The sequence below is a fragment of the Corynebacterium sp. UD i78 genome (assembly GCF_056280545.1).
Window position 1 is genome coordinate 129747 of sequence record NZ_JBWCED010000001.1, and the last position, 23770, is coordinate 153516.

At 65.9% G+C, this 23770-nt stretch carries 24 protein-coding genes, 1 tRNA gene and 1 pseudogene; 9 read left to right on the top strand and 17 right to left on the bottom strand.

What is annotated here, in order from left to right:
• Positions 1 to 48 precede the first annotated feature (48 nt).
• Complete coding sequence (locus ACZ9GM_RS00575; RefSeq protein ID WP_476036975.1) at positions 49 to 1344, top strand: citrate synthase; 1296 nt, start codon at positions 49 to 51, stop codon at positions 1342 to 1344.
• A gap of 167 nt (positions 1345 to 1511) precedes the next feature.
• On the top strand, positions 1512 to 1871 hold the full coding sequence (locus ACZ9GM_RS00580; RefSeq protein WP_291473636.1) for an FKBP-type peptidyl-prolyl cis-trans isomerase: 360 nt from the start codon (positions 1512 to 1514) through the stop codon (positions 1869 to 1871).
• Between the two features lie 108 nt (positions 1872 to 1979).
• On the opposite strand, the gene ACZ9GM_RS00585 is transcribed toward ACZ9GM_RS00580, so the two are convergent.
• The 8 genes and pseudogenes from ACZ9GM_RS00585 to ACZ9GM_RS00620 all read right to left on the bottom strand — a co-directional run bounded on the left by ACZ9GM_RS00585 (position 1980) and on the right by ACZ9GM_RS00620 (position 7106).
• On the bottom strand, positions 1980 to 2543 hold the full coding sequence (locus tag ACZ9GM_RS00585) for a 2-oxo-4-hydroxy-4-carboxy-5-ureidoimidazoline decarboxylase (RefSeq protein WP_291473635.1): 564 nt from the start codon (positions 2541 to 2543) through the stop codon (positions 1980 to 1982).
• A gap of 115 nt (positions 2544 to 2658) precedes the next feature.
• Entirely contained in the window at positions 2659 to 3846 is a 1188-nt protein-coding gene (locus ACZ9GM_RS00590) for an ABC transporter permease (protein WP_476036976.1), read from the bottom strand.
• Entirely contained in the window at positions 3843 to 4733 is an 891-nt protein-coding gene (locus ACZ9GM_RS00595; protein WP_476036977.1) for an ABC transporter ATP-binding protein, read from the bottom strand. Before ACZ9GM_RS00595 ends, ACZ9GM_RS00590 begins: the two co-directional genes overlap by 4 nt.
• Positions 4734 to 4742: 9 nt before the next feature.
• Complete coding sequence (locus ACZ9GM_RS00600; RefSeq protein WP_476036978.1) at positions 4743 to 5330, bottom strand: hypothetical protein; 588 nt, start codon at positions 5328 to 5330, stop codon at positions 4743 to 4745.
• Positions 5327 to 5665, bottom strand: coding sequence for a hypothetical protein (locus ACZ9GM_RS00605; protein WP_476036979.1), 339 nt, complete (start codon positions 5663 to 5665; stop codon positions 5327 to 5329). The genes ACZ9GM_RS00600 and ACZ9GM_RS00605 overlap by 4 nt, the downstream gene beginning before the upstream one ends.
• Positions 5662 to 5974 (bottom strand): annotated as a pseudogene (locus tag ACZ9GM_RS00610) (helix-turn-helix transcriptional regulator). Before ACZ9GM_RS00610 ends, ACZ9GM_RS00605 begins: the two are co-directional and overlap by 4 nt.
• Before the next feature lie 224 nt (positions 5975 to 6198).
• Complete coding sequence (locus ACZ9GM_RS00615; protein ID WP_476036980.1) at positions 6199 to 6327, bottom strand: hypothetical protein; 129 nt, start codon at positions 6325 to 6327, stop codon at positions 6199 to 6201.
• Entirely contained in the window at positions 6324 to 7106 is a 783-nt protein-coding gene (locus ACZ9GM_RS00620) for a hypothetical protein (RefSeq protein WP_476036981.1), read from the bottom strand. The genes ACZ9GM_RS00615 and ACZ9GM_RS00620 overlap by 4 nt, the downstream gene beginning before the upstream one ends.
• A 344-nt stretch (positions 7107 to 7450) precedes the next feature.
• Between ACZ9GM_RS00620 and ACZ9GM_RS00625 the strand changes: the two genes are divergently transcribed.
• The 5 genes from ACZ9GM_RS00625 (at position 7451) to ACZ9GM_RS00645 (ending at position 13551) form a co-directional block, all read left to right on the top strand.
• Positions 7451 to 8350 (top strand): aldo/keto reductase, encoded by a 900-nt coding sequence (locus ACZ9GM_RS00625; protein WP_476036982.1) that lies wholly within the window; start codon positions 7451 to 7453, stop codon positions 8348 to 8350.
• Positions 8351 to 8432: 82 nt separating this feature from the next.
• Positions 8433 to 9164, top strand: coding sequence for an enoyl-CoA hydratase (locus ACZ9GM_RS00630; protein WP_476036983.1), 732 nt, complete (start codon positions 8433 to 8435; stop codon positions 9162 to 9164).
• A gap of 2 nt (positions 9165 to 9166) precedes the next feature.
• Positions 9167 to 11632, top strand: coding sequence for an HAD-IC family P-type ATPase (locus ACZ9GM_RS00635; RefSeq protein WP_476036984.1), 2466 nt, complete (start codon positions 9167 to 9169; stop codon positions 11630 to 11632).
• 36 nt (positions 11633 to 11668) lie between these two features.
• Positions 11669 to 12778: a CE1758 family FMN-dependent luciferase-like monooxygenase gene (locus tag ACZ9GM_RS00640; RefSeq protein ID WP_476036985.1), complete on the top strand. Its 1110-nt coding sequence runs from the start codon at positions 11669 to 11671 to the stop codon at positions 12776 to 12778.
• 32 nt (positions 12779 to 12810) lie between these two features.
• The gene (locus ACZ9GM_RS00645) at positions 12811 to 13551 is read left to right on the top strand and encodes a CE1759 family FMN reductase (RefSeq protein WP_476036986.1); all 741 of its coding nucleotides are present in this window, start codon (positions 12811 to 12813) and stop codon (positions 13549 to 13551) included.
• A gap of 155 nt (positions 13552 to 13706) precedes the next feature.
• Here ACZ9GM_RS00645 and ACZ9GM_RS00650 read toward each other — a convergent pair.
• The 7 genes from ACZ9GM_RS00650 to ACZ9GM_RS00680 all read right to left on the bottom strand — a co-directional run bounded on the left by ACZ9GM_RS00650 (position 13707) and on the right by ACZ9GM_RS00680 (position 19189).
• Positions 13707 to 13779 (bottom strand) — tRNA-Arg (locus ACZ9GM_RS00650).
• A gap of 8 nt (positions 13780 to 13787) precedes the next feature.
• A complete protein-coding gene (locus tag ACZ9GM_RS00655) occupies positions 13788 to 14969 on the bottom strand; it encodes a cation:proton antiporter (RefSeq protein ID WP_476036987.1) in 1182 nt (393 codons plus the stop codon).
• 97 nt (positions 14970 to 15066) lie between these two features.
• Positions 15067 to 16698, bottom strand: coding sequence for a solute symporter family protein (locus ACZ9GM_RS00660; protein ID WP_476036988.1), 1632 nt, complete (start codon positions 16696 to 16698; stop codon positions 15067 to 15069).
• 9 nt (positions 16699 to 16707) lie between these two features.
• A complete protein-coding gene (locus ACZ9GM_RS00665) occupies positions 16708 to 17070 on the bottom strand; it encodes a DUF485 domain-containing protein (protein ID WP_476036989.1) in 363 nt (120 codons plus the stop codon).
• A 375-nt stretch (positions 17071 to 17445) separates the two neighbouring features.
• Entirely contained in the window at positions 17446 to 17730 is a 285-nt protein-coding gene (locus ACZ9GM_RS00670) for a mycoredoxin (protein ID WP_291473620.1), read from the bottom strand.
• 11 nt (positions 17731 to 17741) lie between these two features.
• Entirely contained in the window at positions 17742 to 18368 is a 627-nt protein-coding gene (locus ACZ9GM_RS00675) for a dihydrofolate reductase (RefSeq protein ID WP_476036990.1), read from the bottom strand.
• On the bottom strand, positions 18368 to 19189 hold the full coding sequence (locus ACZ9GM_RS00680) for a thymidylate synthase (RefSeq protein WP_476036991.1): 822 nt from the start codon (positions 19187 to 19189) through the stop codon (positions 18368 to 18370). Before ACZ9GM_RS00680 ends, ACZ9GM_RS00675 begins: the two co-directional genes overlap by 1 nt.
• Before the next feature lie 250 nt (positions 19190 to 19439).
• Here ACZ9GM_RS00680 and glsA point away from each other — a divergent pair, with 250 nt between their 5' ends.
• Together glsA and ACZ9GM_RS00690 are read left to right on the top strand one after the other, a co-directional pair.
• Positions 19440 to 20471: a glutaminase A gene (gene glsA / locus ACZ9GM_RS00685; RefSeq protein ID WP_476036992.1), complete on the top strand. Its 1032-nt coding sequence runs from the start codon at positions 19440 to 19442 to the stop codon at positions 20469 to 20471.
• Positions 20472 to 20524: 53 nt separating this feature from the next.
• Positions 20525 to 22153: an MFS transporter gene (locus ACZ9GM_RS00690; RefSeq protein WP_476036993.1), complete on the top strand. Its 1629-nt coding sequence runs from the start codon at positions 20525 to 20527 to the stop codon at positions 22151 to 22153.
• 152 nt (positions 22154 to 22305) lie between these two features.
• On the opposite strand, the gene ACZ9GM_RS00695 is transcribed toward ACZ9GM_RS00690, so the two are convergent.
• Together ACZ9GM_RS00695 and ACZ9GM_RS00700 are read right to left on the bottom strand one after the other, a co-directional pair.
• On the bottom strand, positions 22306 to 23001 hold the full coding sequence (locus ACZ9GM_RS00695) for a TetR/AcrR family transcriptional regulator (protein WP_476036995.1): 696 nt from the start codon (positions 22999 to 23001) through the stop codon (positions 22306 to 22308).
• Between the two features lie 43 nt (positions 23002 to 23044).
• Positions 23045 to 23632: a TetR/AcrR family transcriptional regulator gene (locus ACZ9GM_RS00700; RefSeq protein WP_476036996.1), complete on the bottom strand. Its 588-nt coding sequence runs from the start codon at positions 23630 to 23632 to the stop codon at positions 23045 to 23047.
• Positions 23633 to 23770 lie beyond the last annotated feature (138 nt).

A 23770-nucleotide genomic window follows, 5' to 3' on the forward strand; every position in this document is an offset into this window, starting at 1 on the left:
ACGTAACGAGAACTACCGAGAACTTCAGAAACATCGAAAGGGATGTCAATGGCTTCCGAGAACCAGGACAAGGCCGTTCTCCACTACCCCGGTGGCGAGTACGAGATGCCGATCGTTGAGGCGACCGAAGGAAACTCCGGGTTCGCCCTGGGTAAGCTCCTCGCCGAGACCGGTCTGACCACCTTCGACCCCGGCTACGTGAGCACCGGCTCCACGAAGTCCGAGATCACCTACATCGACGGTGCGAACGGCATCCTGCGTTACCGCGGCTACGACATCGCTGATCTGGCCAACAACGCCAGCTTCAACGAGGTCAGCTACCTGCTGATCAACGGCGAACTGCCGAACGAGGCCCAGCTGGCGGACTTCAACGACAACATCCGCAAGCACACCCTGCTGGATGAGGATTTCAAGTCCCAGTTCAAGATCTTCCCGCGTAACGCCCACCCGATGAACGTCCTCGCGTCCTCGGTCAACATCCTCGCCACCTACTACGAGGACCAGCTTGACCCGCTGAACAAGGACTTCCAGCTCAAGAACACCTACCGCCTCATGGCGAAGGTCCCGATGCTGGCCGCGTACGCCTACCGTGCGTCCAAGGGCAAGCCCTACATGTACCCGGACAACAAGCTCAACGCGCGCGAGAACTTCCTGCGCAACATGTTCGGCTACCCGACCGAGGACTACGAGATCGACCCGGTCATCGCCAAGGCGCTCGACAAGCTGCTCATCCTGCACGCCGACCACGAGCAGAACTGCTCCACCTCCACGGTGCGCATGGTCGCGTCCTCGCAGGCGAACATCTACGCCTCGGTCGCCGCCGGCGTCAACGCCCTGTCCGGCCCGCTGCACGGTGGCGCCAACCAGGCCGTCCTGGAGATGCTGCAGGACATCCACGAGAACGGCGACGACGCGACCGAGTTCATGGACCGCGTCAAGAACAAGGAGCCGGGCGTCAAGCTCATGGGCTTCGGTCACCGCGTGTACCGCAACTACGACCCGCGCGCCGCCATCGTCAAGGAGTCCGCTCACGAGATCCTCGAGCACCTCGGTGGCGACAACCTCCTCGACCTCGCCATGAACCTGGAGCAGATCGCCCTCAACGACGACTACTTCATCAGCCGCAAGCTGTACCCGAACGTGGACTTCTACACCGGTCTGATCTACCGCGCCATGGGCTTCTCCGAGGACTTCTTCACCGTCCTCTTCGCCATGGGCCGTCTCCCGGGCTGGATCGCCCACTACATGGAGCAGGTCAACGACCCGACCGCCAAGATCAACCGCCCGCGTCAGATCTACACCGGCCAGACCCTCCGTACCGTCACCCCGCGGTCCGAGCGCTAGTCTCCGGCTCCGGTCCCTCCGACCCCGGTCCCCCGACCCCCGACCCCACCGTGGTCGGGGGTCCGGTGTTTCTGAGAGGCCTTTCCGACGTTTCTGTCGTGCCCGATCGTGTCATGACTGATAGACTGACGCGGTTCTGTTCCACAAGAAAGAGGAGTGTGACCTTCATGGTCAAGCCGCAGATCGATGCCCAGCAGGGACCTGCACCCGTCGAGCTTGTCATCGAGGACATCACCGTCGGTGACGGTGCAGAGGCTGTTCCCGGCGGCATGGTCGAGGTCCACTACGTGGGCGTCGACTACGAGACCGGTCAGGAGTTCGACTCCTCCTGGGACCGCGGCACCACCATCGAGTTCCCCCTCGCCGGTCTGATCCAGGGCTGGCAGGACGGCATCCCCGGCATGAAGGTCGGCGGACGCCGCAAGCTCACCATCCCGCCGGAGCTTGCCTACGGCCCCGTCGGCAGCGGTAACCCCCTCGCGGGCCGCACCCTGGTCTTCATCATCGACCTCATTGACGCCAAGTAGCGTCAGCGCCGCCATAGTGCGGCGCATCCGCCCGGACCGACGTCCCGGGTGACGGCACAGGGCCCCGGGTCGACTCCCGGGGCCCTGTCGTGTTCAGCGTCGGGGGTCTCAGCCCCGTACCACGCTGCGCAGCCGCAGGGTGTTGATCCTCCCCAGTTCACGGACCGTGGTCTCCCATTCGGTGACCGTGGGGTTGTCGAGCCGGCGGCGCAGCAGCCGCAGCACCTCGTGACCTCCGATGCCCTGGGCGCAGACGAGGAACAGGTGGTGGAACCGCTCCTCGTAGCGTCGGCAGAGGTCGGCGACCTCGGTGAGTACCTCAGGTGGGGATTCCAGGATGAACGACTGCTCCTCGCGCGAGTAGATGTCCGTGGTCTGCTCGCCGAGCACGGGGTGGGCCTGGATACTGGCCAGTACCTCGACCCGCGGCATGCGCAGCAGCTCCCGGTGGGCGACGTCCAGCAGGTGCTCCAGGTTGCGGAAGGGGGCGGCGGACGCCACCTCCTCGCCGAGCGTCGGGTTGTACAGCAGGTCACCGATCAGGGCGGAGATCTGCGCCGGGGTCATCCGGTTCAGCTCGGCCAGTGTGGTGTGGAAGGGGGTCGCCGTACGGGTCGGGGCGATGAGGTCGGAGTCGGTGGAGGTCTCGGTGATCGTCTGTGATTCACTCATGATCACAGGTAACTCCCCCATCATTTCGGAGCTGTTACGGCGCAGTGACCCCAGGAGTTAACCTGCCGTCAGCAGGATTAACTGTCAGTGTCCGACTTCCACCGGGGTGACGCGGTCACGCCTGCTTGAGTGCCCGCATCCAGGTGAGACGACGCCCGTTGTTGAGGATCGAGCCGCGGTAGATCCTCGCCACGACCATGAGCACCACCAGTGTCGCCACCGCCAGGACCAGGAAGGACGCCACCAGGCCGAGGAAGGACAGGTTGCCTGCCGCGTACTGCATCGGAGCCACGCCCATCGAGATCGGCGGCACCCAGGCCAGCACCTCCATCACCGTGGAGTCCATGGCCGACCAGCCGAAGATCGGCGGATACATCACGGCGAAGAAGAGCAGCATCACCGGCATCTGGGTGCTGCCCAGTTCCTCGGCGCGGCTCACCAGGGAGCCCGCGGCCGCGTACAGCGCACTGAAGAACAGCATGCCCAGGATGTACGAGACCAGGAGAATCCCCAGTGTCGCCGGATCCAGGTCGACATCAGCGAGCATCCCCGTCACGGCCATCGATGCCAGCGCCGTCCCGAGGATCACCGCGGTGCCGACGAAACCGACGATGAGCATCGCGACGACCTTGCCGATGAGCAGGTCCAGCGGACGGATCGTGGCCAGGATGATCTCCACCACCCGCGACGACTTTTCCTCGGTCACCCGGCCACCGACATTGCCGGAGAAGGTCATGATGAACGTGAGGATCACCATCGTGCCCAGCATTGTCGTCACCACCGCCGGCAGCGTGTCATCGGTGGCCTCGTCGGAGACGTCGACCGTCTCCACCGCGGCATCCGGCAGGGAGTCAGCGAATTCGTCAGGGTCCACGCCCACGGCGTCCAGGGCCTCGTTCTGGGCGATGGCGGACGCCGCGACCTGGGACGCGGCCACCAGGGCGTCATCCGGGGTGCCGTCGGAGATGAGGGTGAAACCGTCATCGTCGCGAACCAGGGCGGCGTCCTTCCCGTCGTCTTTGACCGCGTCCACCGCCTCGTCGCGCGACTCGACCGAGGTCACGTCGATGCCGTCGCCGACAACGGCCGTGACAGTGGTCTCCTCGACTCCGGCGACGACGAGTGAGGGGTTGTCCTCGTCACGGCCGTCCAGCCAGCTGAGCAGGAACACACCGCCGACGACCACGACGAGCACGATCGCCGCGGTGATGATCAGCCCCTTACTGCGCATCGCGACCTGGATCTCGCGTCCGGTGACGGTCCGGATCGCGTCGGCACGGGAATACTTCGGTGTCGTACTCATGAGGTCACGACCTCCTTGAAGAGTTCGTTGAGATCGGGGACGCGGCGGGTGAAGCCGTGTACCGGGCCCGCGGACATCGCTGCGGCGAGGATGGTCTGGTCGTCGATGTCACCGGCGTCGAGGATCACTGCGTCCTCGGTGGTGTCGGTGACGGTGGTGCCGGCGGGGTACCAGTCGCGGGCGGCGGTGCGGATCTCGTACTGGACCGGGCCGCGGGTGCGGAGTTCGTCGACGGTGCCTTCGGCGCGCATCTCGCCGTGGGTGATGATGCCGACGCGGTGGCAGAGCCGCTGCACGAGATCGAGCTGGTGGGAGGAGAAGAGGACGGGGACACCTTCGGACGCTTTCTGCAGCAGCATCTCGCTCATGACGTTGACGGCGACGGGATCGAGGCCGCTGAACGGCTCATCGAGGATGAGGATCGCCGGGTCATGGACAAGAGAGGCGGCGAGCTGGACGCGTTGCTGGTTACCCAGCGAGAGCTCCTCGAGTTTGGAGTCGGCGCGGTCGGCCAGACCGAGCTGGTCGAGCAGAGCCGTGGTGGTCTGCTGGGCTTTGTGCTTGGTGAGGCCGTGGAGCTTGCCGAAGAAGACGAGCTGGTCGGCGATGCGTTCCTTGTCGTAGAGCCCGCGTTCCTCGGGCATGTAGCCGATGGTGCGGCGGATGTCGTCGTTGATTCTCTCGCCGTCGACGCGTGCCTCGCCGGAGTCCGCGGAGAGGACGCCGAGGGTGATGCGCATCGCGGTGGATTTCCCCGCACCGTTGGAGCCGACGAAGCCGTAGACCTCGCCGGGGTTGACGGTGAGGGACAGGTCGGTCAGGGCGCGGACGGTGGAGTCGCCGGTGCCGAAGATCTTGGTGAGACGGTCAAGTTCCAGGGTGGACATGGTCGCTCCTCAGGGTCGGTGATTCCGATTATTACTGTTTGTCGCGGGAACTTTCGGGGGTGCCGGGCCGAAGGTCGTGGCGTAGGCGATGGTCGGCAAGGCGCTGGCGGTGAGCAGGCCGATGAGCGTGAACAGGCCTCCGGTGTAGATCCAGTGGGTGAGGTCTCCGGATCCGACCGAGCCCAGGACGATCATGTAGAACGCGGTTGCCACGGACAGAACCACGAGCCAGCCGTAGGCGATGGCCTGCCAGTTCCGGATGATCTCCTGTTCGTACTCGTCGAGCTCCTCCTCGGGTGCGACGTCCCGGGTGTTTATCACGGTGCGCAGCATCGTCCATGCGACGAGCATGATGGCGGTGAAGAGGATCCAGGCGAACAGGGCGGGTCGCCAGAAGATCTGGACGACACCTATGAGTAGGCCGAAAGCCAGCGACCCGAGGTAGATCCTGATGAGCAGCCGGGTGCGCGCCTCGGTGCGCCAGCCGGGCAGGGACGCTGCGACAGCTGCACTGCGCTGACGCCAGCGGTTGGCGCGGCGGGCCAGGTGGCGTTCGGCGCCGTCGTTGAGGCGGGTGAGCGGATTCATGGTGTTCATGACTGGTCCTCTCCGGTGGTGGATGGGGTGTCTGTCGTGGCTGTGGCGGCTGTGGCGGCTGTGGAAGTAGTCACGGCTGTCGCGTCCATGGCATCGGTGTCCCGGATGCTCGTTGCGTCCGCGATGCCCTCTGAGCCCTCTGAGCCCTCTGAGCCCTCTGAGATGAGGAGGTCACGGTTCATGCCGCCGGCGATGTCGCGGAGGATCATGAAAGGGCCGAGCAGGATTGCCACGGTGGTCATGACGTAACACGCGTGGAGGGTGGCGATGAGCGGGACGGGGTGTTCGGGCGAGTGGGTGATCGGTCGGTTGGTGGTCCCGGTGGGAGAGGTCACGGGGACTCCTTTCCTGCAGTGGGAGGGGTGTATGTGGTGTCGGTGGTCGGGGTGTCGGAGGTCCGGTAGATCTCGGTGGACATCGGACCGAACCGGGGTGCGGCTGAACACGGCCTCGACCGGGAGGGAGAAGACTTCGCAGATGCGGAAGGCGAGGTCGAGGCTGGGGGAGTGGTCCCCGCGTTCCAGCGCACCGACGGTCTGGGGATTGACGCCGATCAGCTCGGCGAGTTGCGCACGGGACATGTCCCGTTCCGCGCGCAGCACCCGGACCCGGTTGTGGATCACGGCCTTCTTCTTTGGGGACATAACTCAGAGTGTTATATAAACCCAACGCTTTGTCAACGATTCACATCATCTTGGCGTCCTTCCGGTCTTCCTCGCGGAGTTTGCGCCGACAAACCCGGGATATGCTGCCGATCAGGTGTCGGAATGTCGGCGCAAACTCGGATGGCATGAGCAGGATCCTCGATGGGAGGAGGTCGGAACCGGCGCATGGTCAGGACCTGCGCAGGATCAGGACCTGCGCAGGATCAGAACCGGCCCATCTCCCAGAACTCACCCATGGCGGGGTGCCAGGTCCAGACCTGGGCGTCGGTGGACATGCGTTCCCCGGCTGTGCGCTTCCGGCGCGTCCGCGGATGCCTGAGGTTGTAGGTCACAGTGTCGAGAACCTGCTCCACCATCTCCGTTGTGGCGTATTCCACGCAGCGGCCGGTGTGCAGAGCAGGGTGTAACCGGACCTGGTCACTGCGTTCCGTTTCCAACAGTCCCTGATCTGGTCATCCTGTGTGGTCGACGCCCCGCCGTGGAAGGCGAAACCGTCGATCTCGATGAGCACGTCGGCGTCTTCGATGACCAGGTCGAAACGGTATCCCTCCACCATGGCGTTGATCTTCACTTCCACTTCGATACCGTCGAGGGCCGCGGTGATGGCGGTCGCCGCCTTCAGCTCGTAGCTGCTGGCGGTTCCGGTGACGAGGTCCTCCAACAGCACACCGGCTCGTCGACGCTTGCGTGGTGGCAGTGCGGCGAGGTCCTCCGCCAGAGCGTCATTTCCTTTCACTCCCAGGTACTGCTCGGTCAGGAACGTCCGGAGTACATCGTCGGGGAGGTTCAGCATGACGGTGGTCTCCAGCGGTGATGTGACGGGGATTCCCCGAAGCGTCCGGGTACGGCGGGTCTGCCCCTCGGAGAGACGGAACCGTTCTCCACCGTTGTGGCTGCTCCGACGTGGCACCCGGGCAGGCGCCGGCCAGGTGAGCGGAACGATGCCGTAGAGGAAGCCTGCGGCCTGGCCGGTGTAGACCAGTCCGTCGCGGAGAGAGGCGAAGATGCCGAGGAGCTCTTCGTCCGTCGGTTGCCGTGGCGTGTAGATGCCGTGGAAGGGTCTGAACAGTGTCCCTTCCTTTACCGCGCGGGCGATGCTGTCAGCATTCATGCCCTGCTTGAGTAGTGTGCTGGTCCGCCAGACCCATGCGTCCCCCATGATGATCCCCGTTTCGTCTGTACCGCAGGTCCCCGCCTGTGGCGTCGACGCCGAGCATAGCGTCATGGTCGTGATTGGCGGGGAGCATCGGGCGGTCCGGAGTCTGCGCCGACAGATTGGCGGTTCGCTGCCGCAGATTGGCGGATTTGTCGGCGCAAACTCGGCACGGGGTGGCGCTGTGGCGCAGCACCGAGGATGCAGGACGCAGCGAGGACGCGCGGAACCGGGGCGCAGCAGACTCTTCGCCGTGAGTCGATCGCTGCATGCACCCGACGAGGACGCGTACAACGGGGGACATGACTGAATCGACAGCACAGAACACCCCGACCGGCAGCACCCCCACCGACACGGTCACCCTCAACGACGGGCACACCATCCCACAGCTCGGCCTCGGCGTCTGGGAACTCACCCCCGAGGAGGCCTACACCTCCACCCGCGCCGCCATCGCCGCCGGCATCCGCCACATCGACACCGCCGCCGGCTACGGCAACGAGGCCAACGTCGGCCGCGCCGTCGCCGACGCGATCGAGGCCGGTGAGGTCACCCGCGACGACCTCTTCATCACCACCAAACTGTGGAACGCCGACCAGGGCTTCGACGAGGCGAAGGACGCACTCGACGTCTCCCTGTCCAACCTCGGGCTCGACCGCGTCGACCTGTACCTCATCCACTGGCCCGTCCAGCCCTGGGGTCGCTATGTCGACACCTGGAAGGCCCTCGTCGCCGAGCGCAAGGCAGGCAAGGCCACGTCCATCGGCGTCTCCAACTTCTACCCGGAGGTCCTCGACGAGATCATCGCGGCCACCGGCGTCGTCCCGGCAGTGAACCAGATCGAGATCCACCCCGGCTTCTCCCAGCAGGAGCAGCGCGAGGACAACGCCAAGCGCGGCATAAAGACTGAGGCATGGTCGCCGCTGGGCCGTGGCGTCCTCGATCATCCGGTCATCACCGGCATCGCGGAGGCGTACGGCGTCACCCCGGCCCAGGTGATCATCCGTTGGCACCTCGATCAGGGGCTCATAGTGTTCCCCCGGTCGAAGCGTCCGGAGCGGGTCGCGGAGAATGCCGCGGTCGGCGGCTTCACGCTCACCGACGAGGAGGTCGCCGCGATCACCGCGATCGACGGGGACGCCGACTACGCCGGTCGTGTCGGCGGCGATCCGTACACCGCGGTCTTCGGCACTCCGCTGGCCTGACCCGGGCCTGACCCGGGCCTGACCCGGGCCAGGATCCGCCCTGCCCGGACGCCGACCACCGAAATGGGGGACAATGGTCGGCATGACAGAGAACGTGGTGTCGCTGGAGATCGACGGGCGGGTGGCGGTGGTCACCCTGACCCGACCGGACCGCAGGAATGCGCTGGATGCGGAGGTGTGCACGCAGCTCACCGCGGCACTGGAGGACGCCACCTCCCGCAGCGGCATCCGGGCCGTCCTGCTGCGGGGTGAGGGCCCGGCCTTCTGCGCCGGGGCGAACCTCAAAGGCGGGGTCTACGCCGACAGCTTCTTCGCCGCACTCGAGCGGATGCTGATCACGGTCACCGACGTCCCGGTGCCGGTCATCGCTGACATCCAGGGCCCCGCGGTCGGCGCGGGCTGCCAGCTTGCCCTTGCCTGTGACCTGCGCATCATGGGGGAGGACGCCGTCACCTGGGTCCCCGCTGTCCAGCACGGTTTCGCCCTGGACCCGTGGACCGTGAACCGTGCAGTGGAACTGCTCGGCGGCGCTCATGCCCGCAACATGCTCGTCGCCGGCGCAAAGGTCGACCGGGATGCCGCGGTGACCTGTGGCTTCGCCATCCAGGCCGGCACCTCCGAGGACGCCCTGGCCTTCGCTCACCGTGTCAGCGAACAGGCCCCGCTGTCGACGGCCTGGTTCAAGAAGGCGCTCAACCATCCCGAGGCCCCGGAACTCGTCGAGGAGGCCCTGGCCTGCTGGGCCAGCCGGGATGTCCGGGAGGCGCGCACCGCCCGGGCGGACCACCGGGCCCCGGTCTTCGAGGGGCGGTAGGGATGGCAGAGTACACCGGCCCGGCCGAATCCACTGAGCCCACTGAGCCCACTGAGCCCACTGAGCCCACTGGGCCCACTGGGCCTACCGGGCCTACCGAACTCACCGGGCTCACCCGCGCCGAGGTCGGGCAGCGCGTCGCTGACGGGCGCGCCAATGTCGTCGGCCGAAGCACGGGGCGCAGCGTCCTCCAGATCATCCGGGCGAACGTCTTCACCAGGGTCAACGCGATCCTCGGCGTCCTCGCGGTGATCGTGATCTCGACCGGGTCGTTCATCAATGCGGCCTTCGGGCTGCTGATCATCGCGAACTCGGCGATCGGCATCATCCAGGAGCTGCGGGCGAAGCGGACCCTCGACAACCTGAAGATAGTGGGGGAGACGAAGCCGACCGTCATCCGCGACGGGGAGAAGCTGACCGTCCACCAGAGTGAGGTGGTGGTCGACGACCTCATCGTGCTGCGCTCCGGTGACGAGATCGTCGTCGACGGCCCGGTGGTCGACGGGGCGTTCTCGGTCGACGAGTCCCAGCTCACCGGCGAGGCGGATCCGGTGCACAAGGAGGACGGTGAGGAACTGTGGTCCGGCTCCTTCGTCACCAACGGCCACGGCATCTACCGTGCGGAGAAGGTCGGCGACGAGGCCTATGCCGCCCAGCTGGCCAAGCAGGCCAGTGAATTCTCGCTGACCGATTCGGTGCTGATGAGCGGCATCAACTCCATCCTCAAGGTCATCACCTGGCTGCTGATCCCGACCGGCATCCTCACCATCTGGACGCAGCTGGTCCGCTCCGGCACCGACGTCAGGGAGTCGATCCTCTCGATGGCCGCGGCGATCGTGCCGATGGTCCCGGAGGGGCTGGTGCTGATGACATCCATCGCGTTCGCCGCCGGCGTGATCCGCCTGGGGCAGTACAAGGCGTTGGTCAACGAGCTCGTCGCGATCGAGGGGCTGGCCCGGGTCAACACGGTGTGCACCGACAAGACCGGCACGCTGACCACCAACGAGATGGAGCTCGACGGTGTCCACGCCGCGGACGGGTCGGATGCCCCGGACGAGCTGCGTGAGGCGCTGGGCAGGCTTGTAGCCACCCAGGAGGACCGCAATGACACCTCCGAGGCCATCGGCACGGCGATTCCCGCTGACCCGCTGACCGGCACGGAGATCCCCTTCAACTCCCGGTACAAGTTCTCCGGCGTCCAGACCGGGGACGCCGCCTGGATCCTCGGTGCCCCGGATGTCCTCCTGGCGCCGGACGGAGAGGCGGCGGCGACCGCAAAGGAGCTGGGGGACGCCGGCCTGCGCGTCCTCGCATTCGGGAAGGTGCCCGGCCAGCTCACCGTCCCGGGGGAGGACGCCACCATGGCGGACGCCCCCACCCTCGATGAACCTGCACTGGTGACGCTGCGCCAGCAGCTGCGTCCGGACGCCCGGGAGACCCTCGACTTCTTCGCCGAGCAGGACGTGGACCTGAAGATCATCTCCGGCGACAATCCGGACTCGGTGAAGGCCGTGGCTGCCGGGGCGACTGACCGCGAGCTCGTCGCCGTGGATGCCCGGGAACTCGACGACCTGTCCGAGGCGGACTTCGATGCGGAGATCGCCCGGGCGAATGTCTTCGGCCGGGTCTCCCCGGAGCAGAAGCAGCAGATGGTGGAGTCCCTGCACCGGGCGGGCCGGACCGTCGCGATGACCGGTGACGGCGTCAATGATGTGCTCGCACTGAAGAAGGCGGACATCGGTGTCGCCATGGGTTCCGGTTCGGCGGCGACCCGGTCGGTCGCACAGCTGGTGCTGCTGACCAACAGGTTTTCCGCGATGCCGAAGGTCGTCGCCGAGGGGCGTCGGGTCATCGGCAATATCGAGCGGGTGGCGAACCTCTTCCTGACGAAGACCGTCTACTCGGTGGTGCTGGCGCTGGTCGTCGGCATCCTCGGGATCTCCTTCCCCTTCCAGCCGATTCACGTGACCATCACGGGGTGGTTCACCATCGGTATTCCGGCGTTCATCCTGTCACTGGCGCCGAACACGGAGCGTCCCCGTGACGGTTTCGTCAAAAGGGTGCTGTCACTGGCGCTGCCCTCGGGGCTGCTGATCGGCGGTATCGCGGTGGGCATGTGGATCGCGGTCTATCCGGGCGGGGACGCCCCACAGCTCGAGCGTGACCAGGCCGGCACCGCGGTGCTGCTGGCGCTGATCATCATGGGCCTGTGGGTGCTGGGGATCGTGGCGCGTCCGCTGAACTGGTGGAAGGTACTGCTGTTGTGCGGCTGCGTGGTCGGCTACCTGGTGATCTTCACGGTGCCCTTCCTGCGGGAGCTGGTGCTGCTGGAGCCTGGGGATGCGTCCCTCATGGTCACCGGTGCAGTGGTCGGCGTGTGTGGTGCGGCGGTCATCGAGGTGGTGCACCGGGTGCTGTCGCGGATGCGGGAGGCGAAAGTGGGCGAAGGGATGGCGTCCACAAAGTAGTTGACACATCAACTAAATAGGAGCATGATCGGAGTCATGGAATTCGGAATCTTCACCATCGGCGACGTCACCACTGACCCCACCACCGGTCGCACCCCGACCGAGCATGAGCGGATCCGCTCCACTGTCCGCTATGCGAGAAAGGCCGAGGAAGTCGGCCTCGACATCTTCGCCACCGGCGAGCACCACAACCCTCCGTTCGCGGCCCCGGCCAACCCGCCGATCCTGCTCTCGCACCTCGCCGCGCAGACCGAACGGCTGCGCTTCTCGACCGCCACCACCCTGATCACCACCAATGACCCGGTGCGCCTGGCCGAGGACTACGCCTACGCCCAGCATCTCACCGAAGGACGCCTCGACCTCATGCTCGGCCGCGGCAACACCGGACCCGTCTACCCGTGGTTCGGTGCAGACATCCGCCAGGGCATTCCGCTGGCCGTGGAGAAGTACCATCTGCTGCGCCGGCTGTGGCGGGAGGAGAACGTCAGCTGGTCCGGTGAGTTCCGCACTTCGCTGCAGAACTTCACGTCCACACCGCGTCCTCTCGACGGCACCCCGCCGTTCGTCTGGCACGGGTCGATCCGCTCGCCTGAGATCGCCGAGCAGGCCGCGTACTACGGCGACGGCTTCTTCCATAACCACATCTTCTGGAACATCGAGCACACACGGAAGATGGTCCGGCTCTACCGGCAGCGCTACGAGCACTACGGGCACGGCGCGCGGGAGGAGGCGATCGTCGGCCTCGGCGGTCAGGTGTTCATCGGCGAGACCGAGGCTGCGGCGAAGAAGACCTTCCGCCCCTACTTCGACAATGCCCCGGTCTACGGCCACGGCCCGTCGATGGAGGACTTCACGCAGATGACGCCGCTGACCGTCGGCACCGTCGACCAGGTCATCGAGCGTTACCTCGGGTACGCCGACGAGGTCGGTGACTACCAGCGGCAGCTCTTCCTCGTCGACCATGCCGGACTGCCGGAGTCGGCGGTCCTCGAGCAGATCGAGATCCTCGGTACCGAGGTCGTCCCGGTGCTGCGCCGGGAGTTCGAGGCGCGGCGTCCTGCGAATGTACCCTCGGACCCGCCGCACGGTGGGCTGGCCGCCGTCGAGCCCGCCACGAAGCACAACCACGCTGCAACGGACAAGTAGCGGAGAAGCAGAGGACAAGTGGAGGAGAAGTGATGAAGACTCTCGTCATCGTCAACGCCGGCCTGGGTGATCCTTCGACCACCCGCCAGGTCGCCGAGCAAATCGCGGATGCCACGGTCCGTCAGGTCACCGCCGCCGGAGAAGGGCTGGACGTCCGGGTCGTCGACGTGCGCACCCTGGCCGCAGACCTTGCGACATACATGACCACGTTCATCGCCACGCCGGCCCTGGCGGACGCCCGACGCACCGTCACCGATGCTGATGCCCTCATTGCCGCCACGCCGGTGTTCCAGGGCAGCTACTCCGGGCTGTTCAAGATGTTCTTCGATGCGCTGGACATGAAGTCACTGGCCGGGATCCCGGTGACCATGGTCGCCACCGCCGGGACGGCGCGCCACTCCATGGTCCTGGACTTCGCGGTGCGTCCGCTGCTGTCGTTCCTCCATGCCGTGGTGCTGCCTACGGGTGTCTTCGTGGACACCGCCGAGTTCGGTGCAGATTCTGCCCTGCCCCGACGTGTGGCGACGGCGGCAGGGGAGTTGGCTGAGCAGCTGACCTCTGTTGTGTCCGGGGTCGCGGGATTCACGGGATCCAGGGGGTTTTCTGGATCCGTTGAGTCTGCTGGATCCGCTGAGTCCGCTGAGTCCGCTGAGTCCGCCGAAGTGGACGCCGCCCTTGACGCTGGTGTCGATGACTCCACATCGGAGGAAACGGACTTCCGCGTTCCCGCCGGTGGCTTCGCCGCAATGCTGGCCGGTCACTCGGGGGAGTAGCCGGCGGCTCGGGGGTCTCCTTGCGTGGAGCTCGGGAGCGACCCGACTGGTTGGTCCCGGTCCACTGAACCAACCGGTCGAGTCGTTGTGGGGACGGCCGTGGCCACGAAATGCCCTCTGACCTGTACCCCGATGTTCGATTGAATCAATATTTGTGCCCCAGGGCAGATTCGAACTGCCGACACCCGCTTTAGGAGAGCGGTGCTCTATCCCCTGAGCTACTGGGGCGCACCGCGTCAGTGTACCGCACGCTTCCTCGGTCCCACGGCATCGGCCACCATGGGGAAGACGGCGACAGTCAGGGCTCCGGCAGCGACAAGGAGGGACGCCTCCTCGTCCGCGAGGAGCCCTGAAGAGGTCGCCACCTCGGTGACGGCGACGATGATCGGCAGGCCAGTCGCGGCATAGAGTGAGAGCTGCAGTTTCTCACGCCATCCCTGCAGCGAAGAGCCGGTGTGACCACCCAGTTCCCGCACCAGGACCGGCAGTCCGCGGGCCAGGAGGATCACCGGGACCAGTCCGAGGAGGAACCACGGGCGGTCGCCGATGACGCCGGTGTCGATCCCCATGCCCGAGGTGACGAAGAATGCCGGGATGAACAACCCGTAACCGAGCACCTCCAGCTTCTCGGTGAGGTCGGGGAGTGCGCTGCCCGGGACGATCTGCCGCACGATGATGCCGGCGGCGAAGGCCCCGAGGACGACGTCGAGCTCGAAGATCGAGGCCACCGCCATGAGGACGGCCAGCATGACCACGATGGCGCGAACGACGGTCTGGTTGGTGGAGCCGACACCGTCGCGGATGGCCCAGCCGACCCAGGGCACAATCTTCCGGACCGTCCGGGGGAGCAGGGCGATGACCAGCGCCACGGCGAAGAAGATCACGAGAATGACAGCGGTCGCCCACGTGGTACGCGCCGAGAGCAGCAGGGCCATCGCCAGCACCGGGGCGAGTTCGCCGACCGCACCGTGGATCATGACGCTGTTGCCGACGGGTGTTCCGGCCAGCCCCTGCTGCCGGATGACGGGCAGCAGCGTTCCCAGCGCGGTGGAGGTCAGTGCGATGGCGAGGACGGTGGCGGTGCCGGTCTCCCCGCCGGTCAGTGCCATGGTCGCACCGAAGGCGAGGAGTGCGCAGATGATCCAGGTGAGGATGGCGTTGCGCCCCTCCTTCCCCTTGAGGTCGGAGGGTGCGAGCTCCATACCGGCGAGCAGGAAGAGCATACCCAGGCCGAGCTCGCGGACCAGGTCGATGGCTTCGCTGTCGGTGGTGAGTTCCAGCCCGTAGGGCCCGATGAGGACGCCGAGGATGATGAGGAACACCACCGCCGGAACCTTCTTGGAGGTGGCGAAAGACAGGACGGGGGCCAGCAGTCCCGCGGCTGCGATCCACGCGAAGGTGATGAGCGTGTCGGTCATGGTGACCAGCGTAAACGAACAGACCCCCGCACCGGTGAGGTGCGGGGGTCCAGGGGTGGTGCGGTGGTCGGCGGTGGTGTGTCGGAGGAGTCGGATCCTAGTGGTCGACCGGAGCCTCGACGCCCACACCGGTGAGGGAGCGGACCTCCATCTCGGCGGCCAGGGCTTCCTTGTGGTCCGGCTTGCCCAGGTAGGTGCCGAGGATGGCGAAGGCGAAACCGATCGGGATGGAGATGATCGCCGGGTTGGTCAGCGGGATGAAGGACCAGTCGGAGTTCTCGAACATCGCTCCCGTGGCACCGGAGACGGCGTCGGAGAAGATCAGGACGATCAGCGCGGAGATCAGACCACCGTAGGTGGACCATACGGCGCCGGTGGTGTTGAACTTCTTCCAGTAGAGGGAGAAGAGGATGGTCGGCAGGTTCGCGGACGCGGCGACACAGAAGGCCAGGGAGACCAGGAAGGCCACGTTCTGGTCCATCGCCAGGATGCCGAGGACCACGGAGATGACGCCCAGGACGACCACGGTGATCTTGGAGACCCGGACCTGCTCTTCCTCGGTGGACTGACCCTTGCGGATCACCGAGTGGTAGAGGTCGTGGGCCACGGAGGCGGAGGCGGTGATCGCCAGGCCGGCGACCACGGCAAGCACCGTGGCGAAGGCGACCGCGGAGATCAACGCCATGAAGATCGAGCCACCGAGTTCCAGGGCGAGCAGCGGGGCTGCCGAGTTCGCGCCACCGGCGGAGTTGCCGATGCGCTCCGGGCCGACCTTCCATGCGGCGGCGTAACCGACGACCAGGGTCATCAGGTAGAAGGCGCCGATGAGGATGATGGCCCAGACCACGGACTTACGGGCTTCCTTGGCCGTCGGGACGGTGTAGAAGCGCATGAGGACGTGGGGCAGACCGGAGACACCGAGGCAGAGTGCCAGGCCCAGGGAGATGAAGTCGATCTTGTGGGCGGTGTCCACGCCGTACTTCATGCCCGGGTCGAGGATGGCAGATGCGTTCTCGGCTCCGTCTGCGGCGTGCTTGTCGACCGCGTTCTGCAGCAGCTCGGAGAAGTTGCCCTTCACCGCGATGGCGACGAGGACGACCATGACGAAGACGCCGGCGATGAGCAGGACAGCCTTGATCATCTGGACGTAGGTGGTGCCCTTCATGCCGCCGATGAGGACGTAGGCGATCATCACGGCGCCGACGATGGCGATGATGAGGGCCTGGACCCCCTTCTCGTGGATGTCCAGCAGGGTGGAGACCAGTGCGCCGGCACCTGCCATCTGCGCGATGAGGTAGAACAGCGTCACGCCGAGGGTCGCGAAGGACGCCGCGAGGCGGACCGGACGCTGCTTGAGGCGGAAGGACAGCACGTCGGCCATCGTGAACTTGCCGGTGTTACGCAGCGGTTCGGCGACGAGCAGCAGCGCGACGACCCAGGCCACGAAGAAGCCGATGGAGTAGAGGAATCCGTCGTAACCGGTCAGGGCGACGGAACCGACGATTCCGAGGAAGGACGCCGCCGACAGGTAGTCACCGGCGATGGCGAGACCGTTCTGGGTGCCGCTGAAGCTGGCACCACCGGTGTAGAAGTCACCGGCCTGGGTGGTCTTCTTGCCGACCCTCGTCACGATGGTCATCGTGATCACGATGAAGGCGACGAAGATGATGATGTTGAGTACGGGGTTACCGGCGTCCGAATCGGAGGCCGCGAGGAAATTGATGTTCATGGCGCTCCCTTACGCAGTCTTCGTGTCGGAGTAGGGGCCGGTGTGCTCAAGGCGGTTCCGGATGTCTTCGGCGCGCGGCTCGAGCTCGCGGTCGGCGTACTTCACGTAGGCGTAGGTGATGACGAACGTCGTGACGAACTGCAGCAGACCCAGGATCAGGCCCAGGTTGATGTTCCCCCACACCTTGTTCGCGTAGAGATCCGGGGCGAACATCGCCAGGATGACGTACGCGACGAACCACACGAGTGCGGCGATCGTGATGGGGAAGGTGAAGGCACGGCGCTTACGGCGGAGTTCCCGGAACTCGGCGCTCTGCTGCGTCGCGATGAACTCCTCGGCTGTCGGTGTATGCCGGGGGTCGGGTGTCGACATGGGCTCCCTTTCGTGTTCGGTGATCCCTCTTGAAAAACGGATATCGAGCATGTCGCGCCCACGGCCGGGCAGACTCACTGAGTGACAGCTGTCACAGCCGTGTTGCGGATGAGGGATAAGTTACAGACTTGTGTGAAGCCATTTCAATGTGGAACGGAAAAGTGCCCCCCTCTCGACGGGTTCCACCCCCGCGAAATTGTGTGACATGCAGTGACGCAAAGCACACAGGGGGTGCCCCCGCTAGCCCCTTCAGTGGTATGACCTTTATGTTGTGCTCAGACTTACTGTCGAAAATATGCACAAATCCCACCGCAGCAGATGCGGTGGGATGGTGGAGCGACGCCGGGCGAAGCGACGTGAACTATGTTAACCCGGCTACTCCGCCTCGCCGGTCAGCTCGGCGACCCGACGCCTGACCTGGCCTGCCGGCGGGTTGGTGGCGTAGGAGCCGTCGGCGTACATCACGGTCGGGACGACCCGGTTGCCGTTGTTGACGGACTCGACCCAGGCCGCGGCGTCCGCATCCTCCTCGACGTCGATACGGGCGTAGGCGGTGCCGGAACGGTCGAGGTTCTCCACCAGCGAGGAGCAGAACGGGCACCAGGTGGTGGTGTAGAGGGTGACGGCAGGGGAGTCGACGGAGTCGGAAGGGGCGGTCATGATGGTTCCTTTCAGGAGTTGTCGCGGGTGAACTCGCAGATCCGGTAGCGGAGCGGATCCTCCCCGGTCAGTGCGGTACCGCGCCCGGAAGTCAGCCACGGACCGTCGTGGGTGGTGAAGCCCGGCTCCGCCCGCATGTCCGGGGCGTAGACCTGGAAACGGTCGGGGGCACCACAGGCGATCTCGGTGACGACGACCCGGTCGGTCACCGGCACGCACTGACGGTAGACGTGGCCACCACCGAGGATCCACACGGTGGAAGCTCCGGTGCCCACGGCGGAACGCCCGGCGGCGAGGATGGCGTCCGGCAGGGAAGTGTGGACGGTTCCTCCCGGGGCGTCATAGGTGGCGTCCCGTGTGATGACGTGGTTGTCGCGTCCCGGCAGGGGGCGGAATCTCGGGTCGAGGGCCTCCCAGGACACTCTGCCCATCACGACGGGTGTGCCGAGGGTGGACTGCTGGAAGTGCTTGAGGTCCTCGGGCAGGTACCAGGGCATGTCGGCGCCGTCGCCGATGACACCGTCGGTGGTCTGCGCCCAGATCATCCCGATCTCGATGTCGGCGGGGAAACCGGGCAGATCGGCGCGGGTGATCTGCGGCTGCTCGGTGAATACCGCGTCGGTTGCCGTGGTGCCCATCAGACTGCCACCGGAGCCTTGATACCCGGGTGCGGGTCGTAGCCGATGACCTCGATGTCGTCGAAACCGTAGGAGAACAGGTCGGCGGCCTTGTGCAGGTTCAGCGTCGGATAGGGACGTGCCTCGCGGGAGAGTTGCAGGCTCACCTGGTCGACGTGGTTGTCGTAGATGTGGCAGTCGCCGCCGGTCCACACGAACTCGCCGACCTCCAGGCCCGCCTGCTGGGCGAACATGTGGGTGAGGATGGCGTAGGACGCGATGTTGAACGGCACACCGAGGAACATGTCCGCACTGCGCTGGTAGAGCTGGCAGGAGAGCTTCCCGTCGGCGACGTAGAGTTGGAACAGGAGGTGGCACGGCGGCAGAGCCATGTTCTCCAGTTCGGAGACGTTCCAGGCGGAGACGATGTTGCGGCGCGAATCCGGGTTGTTCTTCAGCGTCTCCAGGGCAGCGGTGATCTGGTCGATATGGCGTCCGTCGGGGGTCGGCCAGCTGCGCCACTGGACGCCGTACACCGGGCCGAGGTCTCCGGACGCGTCAGCCCACTCGTCCCAGATGCTCACCTTGTTCTCGTGGAGCCATGCGACGTTCGAGTCGCCGCGGAGGAACCACAGCAGTTCGCCGACGATGGAGTGCAGGTGCACCTTCTTCGTGGTGATCAGCGGGAATCCCTCGGCCAGGTCGAAACGCATCTGGCGGGCGAACAGGCTGCGGGTGCCGGTGCCGGTGCGGTCGTCCTTGTGGATGCCGTGCTCCAGGATCTCGCGGAGGAGGTTCTCGTAGGGTGTGTGGACGGGGGAGACCGGTGGTGCGACACTCATGGGTCCCAGAATAGGCGAGTGTCGGTGGGCAGGTCATTGCAGGCGGCCCGGAATAGCGGTCAGCTGCCGGATCTCTCGCCGACGTTGCGGGAAAGGACAGCGCCCCGGGCCGGGCACCCGGGGCCGGCGACGGCGTATGAACCGGATATATCGTCCCACTGGGAAAGCTGTTGCCGGGGACCACCGGCGCCACTACAGTTTCTCCTGAACTCACAGTCGAACTGTTCCGTCGCACAGAGGAGTGGGGACCATGTTCGAGATCGCCGACGGATCTGCTGTCGTGCAGCATGCTCTCACCGGACCGCTGCCTTCCGAGGGGACAGTCACCCGGCTCGTCGATGCGGCCTACAACCGCTACCGGGACCGCTGTGGTGGTCAGGTAGCCGACTACATTCCCCCGCTCGGCCGCGTAGATCCTGACCTGTTCGGTGTCGCTCTCACGGATGCGGCCGGTGTGACCGATTCCGCGGGGGACACCGACGCCGTCTTCACGATCCAGTCGATCTCCAAGGCCTTCGTCTTCGCTCTCGTCTGCGAGGAGTCGGGGCATGACCAGGTCCACGAGACGGTGGGAGTGAACAACACCGGCCGTTCCTTCAACTCGGTGATGGCGGTGGAACTCTCCGCCGGGTCCCCCGGCAATCCGATGGTCAATGCCGGTGCGATGGCGACGATCGCCCTCGTCCCGGGGGAGACCCCGGATGCGCAGTGGGAGTTCATCCGTGCCGGACTGTCCCGCTTCGCGGGTCGGGAACTGACCGTGGACGAGGAGGTCTTCGCCGAGGAGATGGCAACCAACCAGCGAAACCGGGCGATCGCCCGGTTGCTGGAGAGTTACGGGCGGATCACCCGGGAACCGGGACCCGTCGTCGAGGTCTACACCCGCCAGTGCTCTCTGTCGGTGACGGTCACGGATCTCTCGGTGATGGGTGCGACTCTAGCGAACGGCGGAGTGAACCCGGTGACCGGTGAGTACGTGGTCTCCCCGGAAGTCTGCCGGGACACGATCGCCGTCCTGGCGTCCTGCGGGATGTACGAGTGTTCCGGGGAGTGGATGTTCGAGATCGGGATGCCGGCGAAGTCAGGTGTCTCCGGCGGCATCGTCGCTGTCGCACCGGGGAAGTGTGCCGTCGCGGCGTACGCGCCGCCGTTGGACCCGGCGGGCACGAGTGTGCGCGGTCAACGGGTGTGCTCGTACCTGTCCCGGTCGTTGGGACTGAACCTGTTCGCCTCGGCGGCCGGCCAGCTCGGCCATCTTCCGGAGCTACCTGACGCGACCTGACATATGCGGGCAGGTGTATCGACCCACGAACTGACACAGAGGAGAAACAACCGATGAGTACGACAAGCGGGAAGCAGCAGGAGGAACGGCGGTCCTGGCTACCGATGGTGGGCCTGTTCCTCGCCCAGGTCCTCATGTCCTTCAACGTCGCCGCACTACCGATCTCCCTCGGCGGCATGGTCGAGGACTTCAACGTCTCACCGACCACGGCCTCCACCACGATCGTGATATACGGCCTCGCTGTCGCCGCCCTGGTGATGACCGGTGCCAAGGTTGGGCAGCGGTTGGGATGGCTCGGAGTGTTCCGTACGGTGGTTGCGGTATTCGCGGTCTCCTCCCTGATGATGATCTTCTCGCCGTCGGTGGGCTGGGCGATCGGTGGACAGTTCCTCGCGGGCGCTTCCGCTGCCCTCATCGTGCCGGCACTGGTCGCCCTGATCGCCCAGAACTACCATGGTGACCAGCAGGCGACCGCGGTTGGTTCACTCGGGTCGGCCCGGGCGTTCTCCGGTATGGCGGCCTTCCTCATCGGCGGGACGATCGGCACCCTCGTCGGCTGGCGTCCCGTGTTCATCATCACCCTCGGGCTGGCGGTCGCGGTGTTCTTCCTTACCTGGACCCTCGAGAAGGTCCCGGGCGACACGACCGTGAAGATTGATGTCACAGCGTCCGTCATCATCGGAGCTGCGGTGGTGCTGCTGACCCTGGGCTTCAACAACCTCAACGGCTGGGGCATCCTCCGGGCAGAGGAGGACGCACCGTTCGCCATCGGCGAGTTGTCCCCGGCCCTGCTGTTCATCGTGGGCGGTATCATCCTCGGGTCTCTCTTCTTCTGGTGGACCGCACGACGTGGGGACGCCGGCAAGGTCCAGCTCGTCGACCTCTCCGTCCTGCGCAGTCCGAAAGAACGGGCCGCTGTCTACGCGATGTTCATCATCGTGGCCATGGAGGCGGCGGTGAACTTCACCATCCCGACCTACATCCAGGTCGTACAGGGACGCACCGCGTTCTCGACTTCGATGGCGATGCTTCCGTTCAACCTCACTGTTTTCCTCACCGCCTCCGCCGTGGTGTTCCTCTACAGGAAGTTCGCACCCCGGACCATCGCCCTGTTCTCTTTCGTGCTGACCACCGTTGCCCTGGTGTGGCTGGCGTTCGTCGTCACCAACAACTGGGAGACCTTTCCGACGATCCTCGGTCTGATCGTCTTCGGTATCGGTCAGGGTGCCCTGGTCACGCTCGTGTTCAACGTCCTGGTCACGGCATCGCCGAAGGAACTCGCCGGTGATGTGGGTTCGGTGCGGGGGACGACCCAGAACCTCGCGTCCGCGGTCGGCACGGCACTGATGGGCGCGGTGGTCGTCACCCTCCTCAGCAGCGGCATCATCAACGCGATGGACGACCACCCTGAACTGCCGGAGGAGCTGATCGCCCAGGCGGAGTTCGACGAGTCGACGTTCATCAGCAACGACGACCTGCGTGAGGCCTTCGCCGCCACGGGTGCCTCCGACGTGCAGATCGATGCCGCTGTCGAGGTCAACGAAGACGCCCGCCTCGACTCCATGCGTCTCGGTCTGCTGCTGCTCGCCGGCATCAGTGCGGTGGCGGCGATCCCGGCGTCCCGCCTGCCGAACTACCGGCCGCACGAGATCCCGGCGGGCGTCAGTCACGGCGGTGAGTGACCTCGCCCCCGCGTCCACCGTCTTAATCTTCCTGCCCCGCCGTCCGGTCTGGCCGACGACCTGGCGGAGGGGAAGACCTGCTCCGCGCAGGTGTGGCCACTCCCGCCCGGGTTAGAGGTGCTCAGGGTGGGGTTTTCGCGGGTTGGGAGGGGTCAGGCCTGGACGGAGTGCTCCGGCCAGTTGCCGTCGAGGGTGCCCAACTGGTCGAGGAAGAAGTCGATGCACTGCCGCCAGTGACGGTACGAAGCCTCGTACAGCTCGTCGAGGTCGGTGATCTCCACTCCCTCGGCACGGAACGTACGGGGCGGGGGGACAGTACCAGAAGGCCGGGTCAGTTCCGCCGTCCGACGCCGAAGGCGGGCCGTGGCGGCGGTGGTGAGGCTTCCGATGTGGACTGCGGCGAAGGTGGCCTGGGGCAGGGAGTAGCCCAGCGGCCGCAGCCGATGATGGAGGTACTCGTTGCCGGGCCACACTTCCCGCAGAAGACCCGGGTATGAGTGGAGGACCAGGTCGAGCCCGGGGTACCGGGTGAGCAGCTGCCAGATGTGTTCCGCGGTCTCGCTGAGAATCTCGCGCCACGCTGCCTTCTCGGATGCCGGGGGAGTGAGCGGCATCTCCGTGAGAATGTGCCGGAAGCAGGCGTCGACGAGGTCGGCCCGTCCGGGGAAGAGGCGGTAGAGCGCCGGGGTGGTGACGCCGAGGGTCCGCGCGACCTCACCCATCGTGAAGTCTGCGATGCCGATCCGGAGGGCTGCCCGGACGGCATCCTCGGCGGTGAATTTCGGGGGCCTTCCTGTGGCGCGGCGTGGGGACCCCGGATCCGGGGCACCGGTCTGTGAGGAGATCATCGGTGGGTGGGCCCTTCGTGGACCGGGACAGCGAGAGGCCCCTTCATCGCCGGGAAGTGGGGGCACTGGCGGCGAGTCCGTCGAGGAGGACATGGACGTGGGTGCGGTACAGACAGTGGAAGTCCACGGTGAGTGCGTCGGCGTCCGGGCCTGTGCCGACGCGGGTGATCTGACGGTGGAGTTGGGCGGTGGCGGTGGTCGCCAGGTCCGTGAGGTACTGGGTGGCGAAGAGGGTCTGTGGGTAGGTGAAACCCTGCCTGGTCAGATTCCAGACCATCCGGCGGGTGGGTTGCAGTGCGTTGCCGAGGGACCGTGGGAAGGTCGACACCACCTCGCTCAGCCCGGGGTAGTGCAGGAGTGTGGACCACAGCTGGTCTGCGAACACGGAGAGAGACTGGCGCCAGGGAAGGTTGCCCGGTGATTCCGGCTGATCGCGGCCGATCGTTGCGAGGCAGGCGGCGGTGAGATCATCACGTGTCGGGAAAAGCCGGTAGAGGGCGGGGGTCGTCACGCCGAGAGCGCGGGCGACGCGGGACATGGTGAACTCCGAGATACCGAGATCCAGAGCGGCGCGTACGGCGTTGCCCACGGTGAGGCGTGGGAGACGGCTACCGCGGGGAGTTTGTGCCACGAGGGTGTCTGCACCACCTTCAGGGTCGGGAAGTCCGGACGTTCCGGACGGGTAAAGAGCGGTGAGGGATCACCCGGGGACGGGTGGGCGCAGACGACTGTAATTCCGGCATACGAGTAGCGATTAGTAACGGGGTGA

What these genes read in the sequence shown, in the direction of transcription:
- ACZ9GM_RS00585 (WP_291473635.1), bottom strand. Translation starts at nt 2,543, where the DNA reads ATGAGTGAATCACAGACGATCACCGAGACCTCCACCGACTCCGACCTC.
- ACZ9GM_RS00640 (WP_476036985.1), top strand. Translation starts at nt 11,669, where the DNA reads ATGGAATTCGGAATCTTCACCATCGGCGACGTCACCACTGACCCCACC.
- ACZ9GM_RS00670 (WP_291473620.1), bottom strand. Translation starts at nt 17,730, where the DNA reads ATGACCGCCCCTTCCGACTCCGTCGACTCCCCTGCCGTCACCCTCTAC.
- ACZ9GM_RS00575 (WP_476036975.1), top strand. Translation starts at nt 49, where the DNA reads ATGGCTTCCGAGAACCAGGACAAGGCCGTTCTCCACTACCCCGGTGGC.
- ACZ9GM_RS00625 (WP_476036982.1), top strand. Translation starts at nt 7,451, where the DNA reads ATGACTGAATCGACAGCACAGAACACCCCGACCGGCAGCACCCCCACC.
- ACZ9GM_RS00675 (WP_476036990.1), bottom strand. Translation starts at nt 18,368, where the DNA reads ATGGGCACCACGGCAACCGACGCGGTATTCACCGAGCAGCCGCAGATC.
- ACZ9GM_RS00690 (WP_476036993.1), top strand. Translation starts at nt 20,525, where the DNA reads ATGAGTACGACAAGCGGGAAGCAGCAGGAGGAACGGCGGTCCTGGCTA.
- ACZ9GM_RS00630 (WP_476036983.1), top strand. Translation starts at nt 8,433, where the DNA reads ATGACAGAGAACGTGGTGTCGCTGGAGATCGACGGGCGGGTGGCGGTG.
- ACZ9GM_RS00660 (WP_476036988.1), bottom strand. Translation starts at nt 16,698, where the DNA reads ATGAACATCAATTTCCTCGCGGCCTCCGATTCGGACGCCGGTAACCCC.
- ACZ9GM_RS00600 (WP_476036978.1), bottom strand. Translation starts at nt 5,330, where the DNA reads ATGAACACCATGAATCCGCTCACCCGCCTCAACGACGGCGCCGAACGC.
- ACZ9GM_RS00620 (WP_476036981.1), bottom strand. Translation starts at nt 7,106, where the DNA reads ATGAATGCTGACAGCATCGCCCGCGCGGTAAAGGAAGGGACACTGTTC.
- ACZ9GM_RS00590 (WP_476036976.1), bottom strand. Translation starts at nt 3,846, where the DNA reads ATGAGTACGACACCGAAGTATTCCCGTGCCGACGCGATCCGGACCGTC.
- ACZ9GM_RS00680 (WP_476036991.1), bottom strand. Translation starts at nt 19,189, where the DNA reads ATGAGTGTCGCACCACCGGTCTCCCCCGTCCACACACCCTACGAGAAC.
- glsA (WP_476036992.1), top strand. Translation starts at nt 19,440, where the DNA reads ATGTTCGAGATCGCCGACGGATCTGCTGTCGTGCAGCATGCTCTCACC.
- ACZ9GM_RS00635 (WP_476036984.1), top strand. Translation starts at nt 9,167, where the DNA reads ATGGCAGAGTACACCGGCCCGGCCGAATCCACTGAGCCCACTGAGCCC.
- ACZ9GM_RS00695 (WP_476036995.1), bottom strand. Translation starts at nt 23,001, where the DNA reads ATGATCTCCTCACAGACCGGTGCCCCGGATCCGGGGTCCCCACGCCGC.
- ACZ9GM_RS00665 (WP_476036989.1), bottom strand. Translation starts at nt 17,070, where the DNA reads ATGTCGACACCCGACCCCCGGCATACACCGACAGCCGAGGAGTTCATC.
- ACZ9GM_RS00645 (WP_476036986.1), top strand. Translation starts at nt 12,811, where the DNA reads ATGAAGACTCTCGTCATCGTCAACGCCGGCCTGGGTGATCCTTCGACC.
- ACZ9GM_RS00655 (WP_476036987.1), bottom strand. Translation starts at nt 14,969, where the DNA reads ATGACCGACACGCTCATCACCTTCGCGTGGATCGCAGCCGCGGGACTG.
- ACZ9GM_RS00595 (WP_476036977.1), bottom strand. Translation starts at nt 4,733, where the DNA reads ATGTCCACCCTGGAACTTGACCGTCTCACCAAGATCTTCGGCACCGGC.
- ACZ9GM_RS00580 (WP_291473636.1), top strand. Translation starts at nt 1,512, where the DNA reads ATGGTCAAGCCGCAGATCGATGCCCAGCAGGGACCTGCACCCGTCGAG.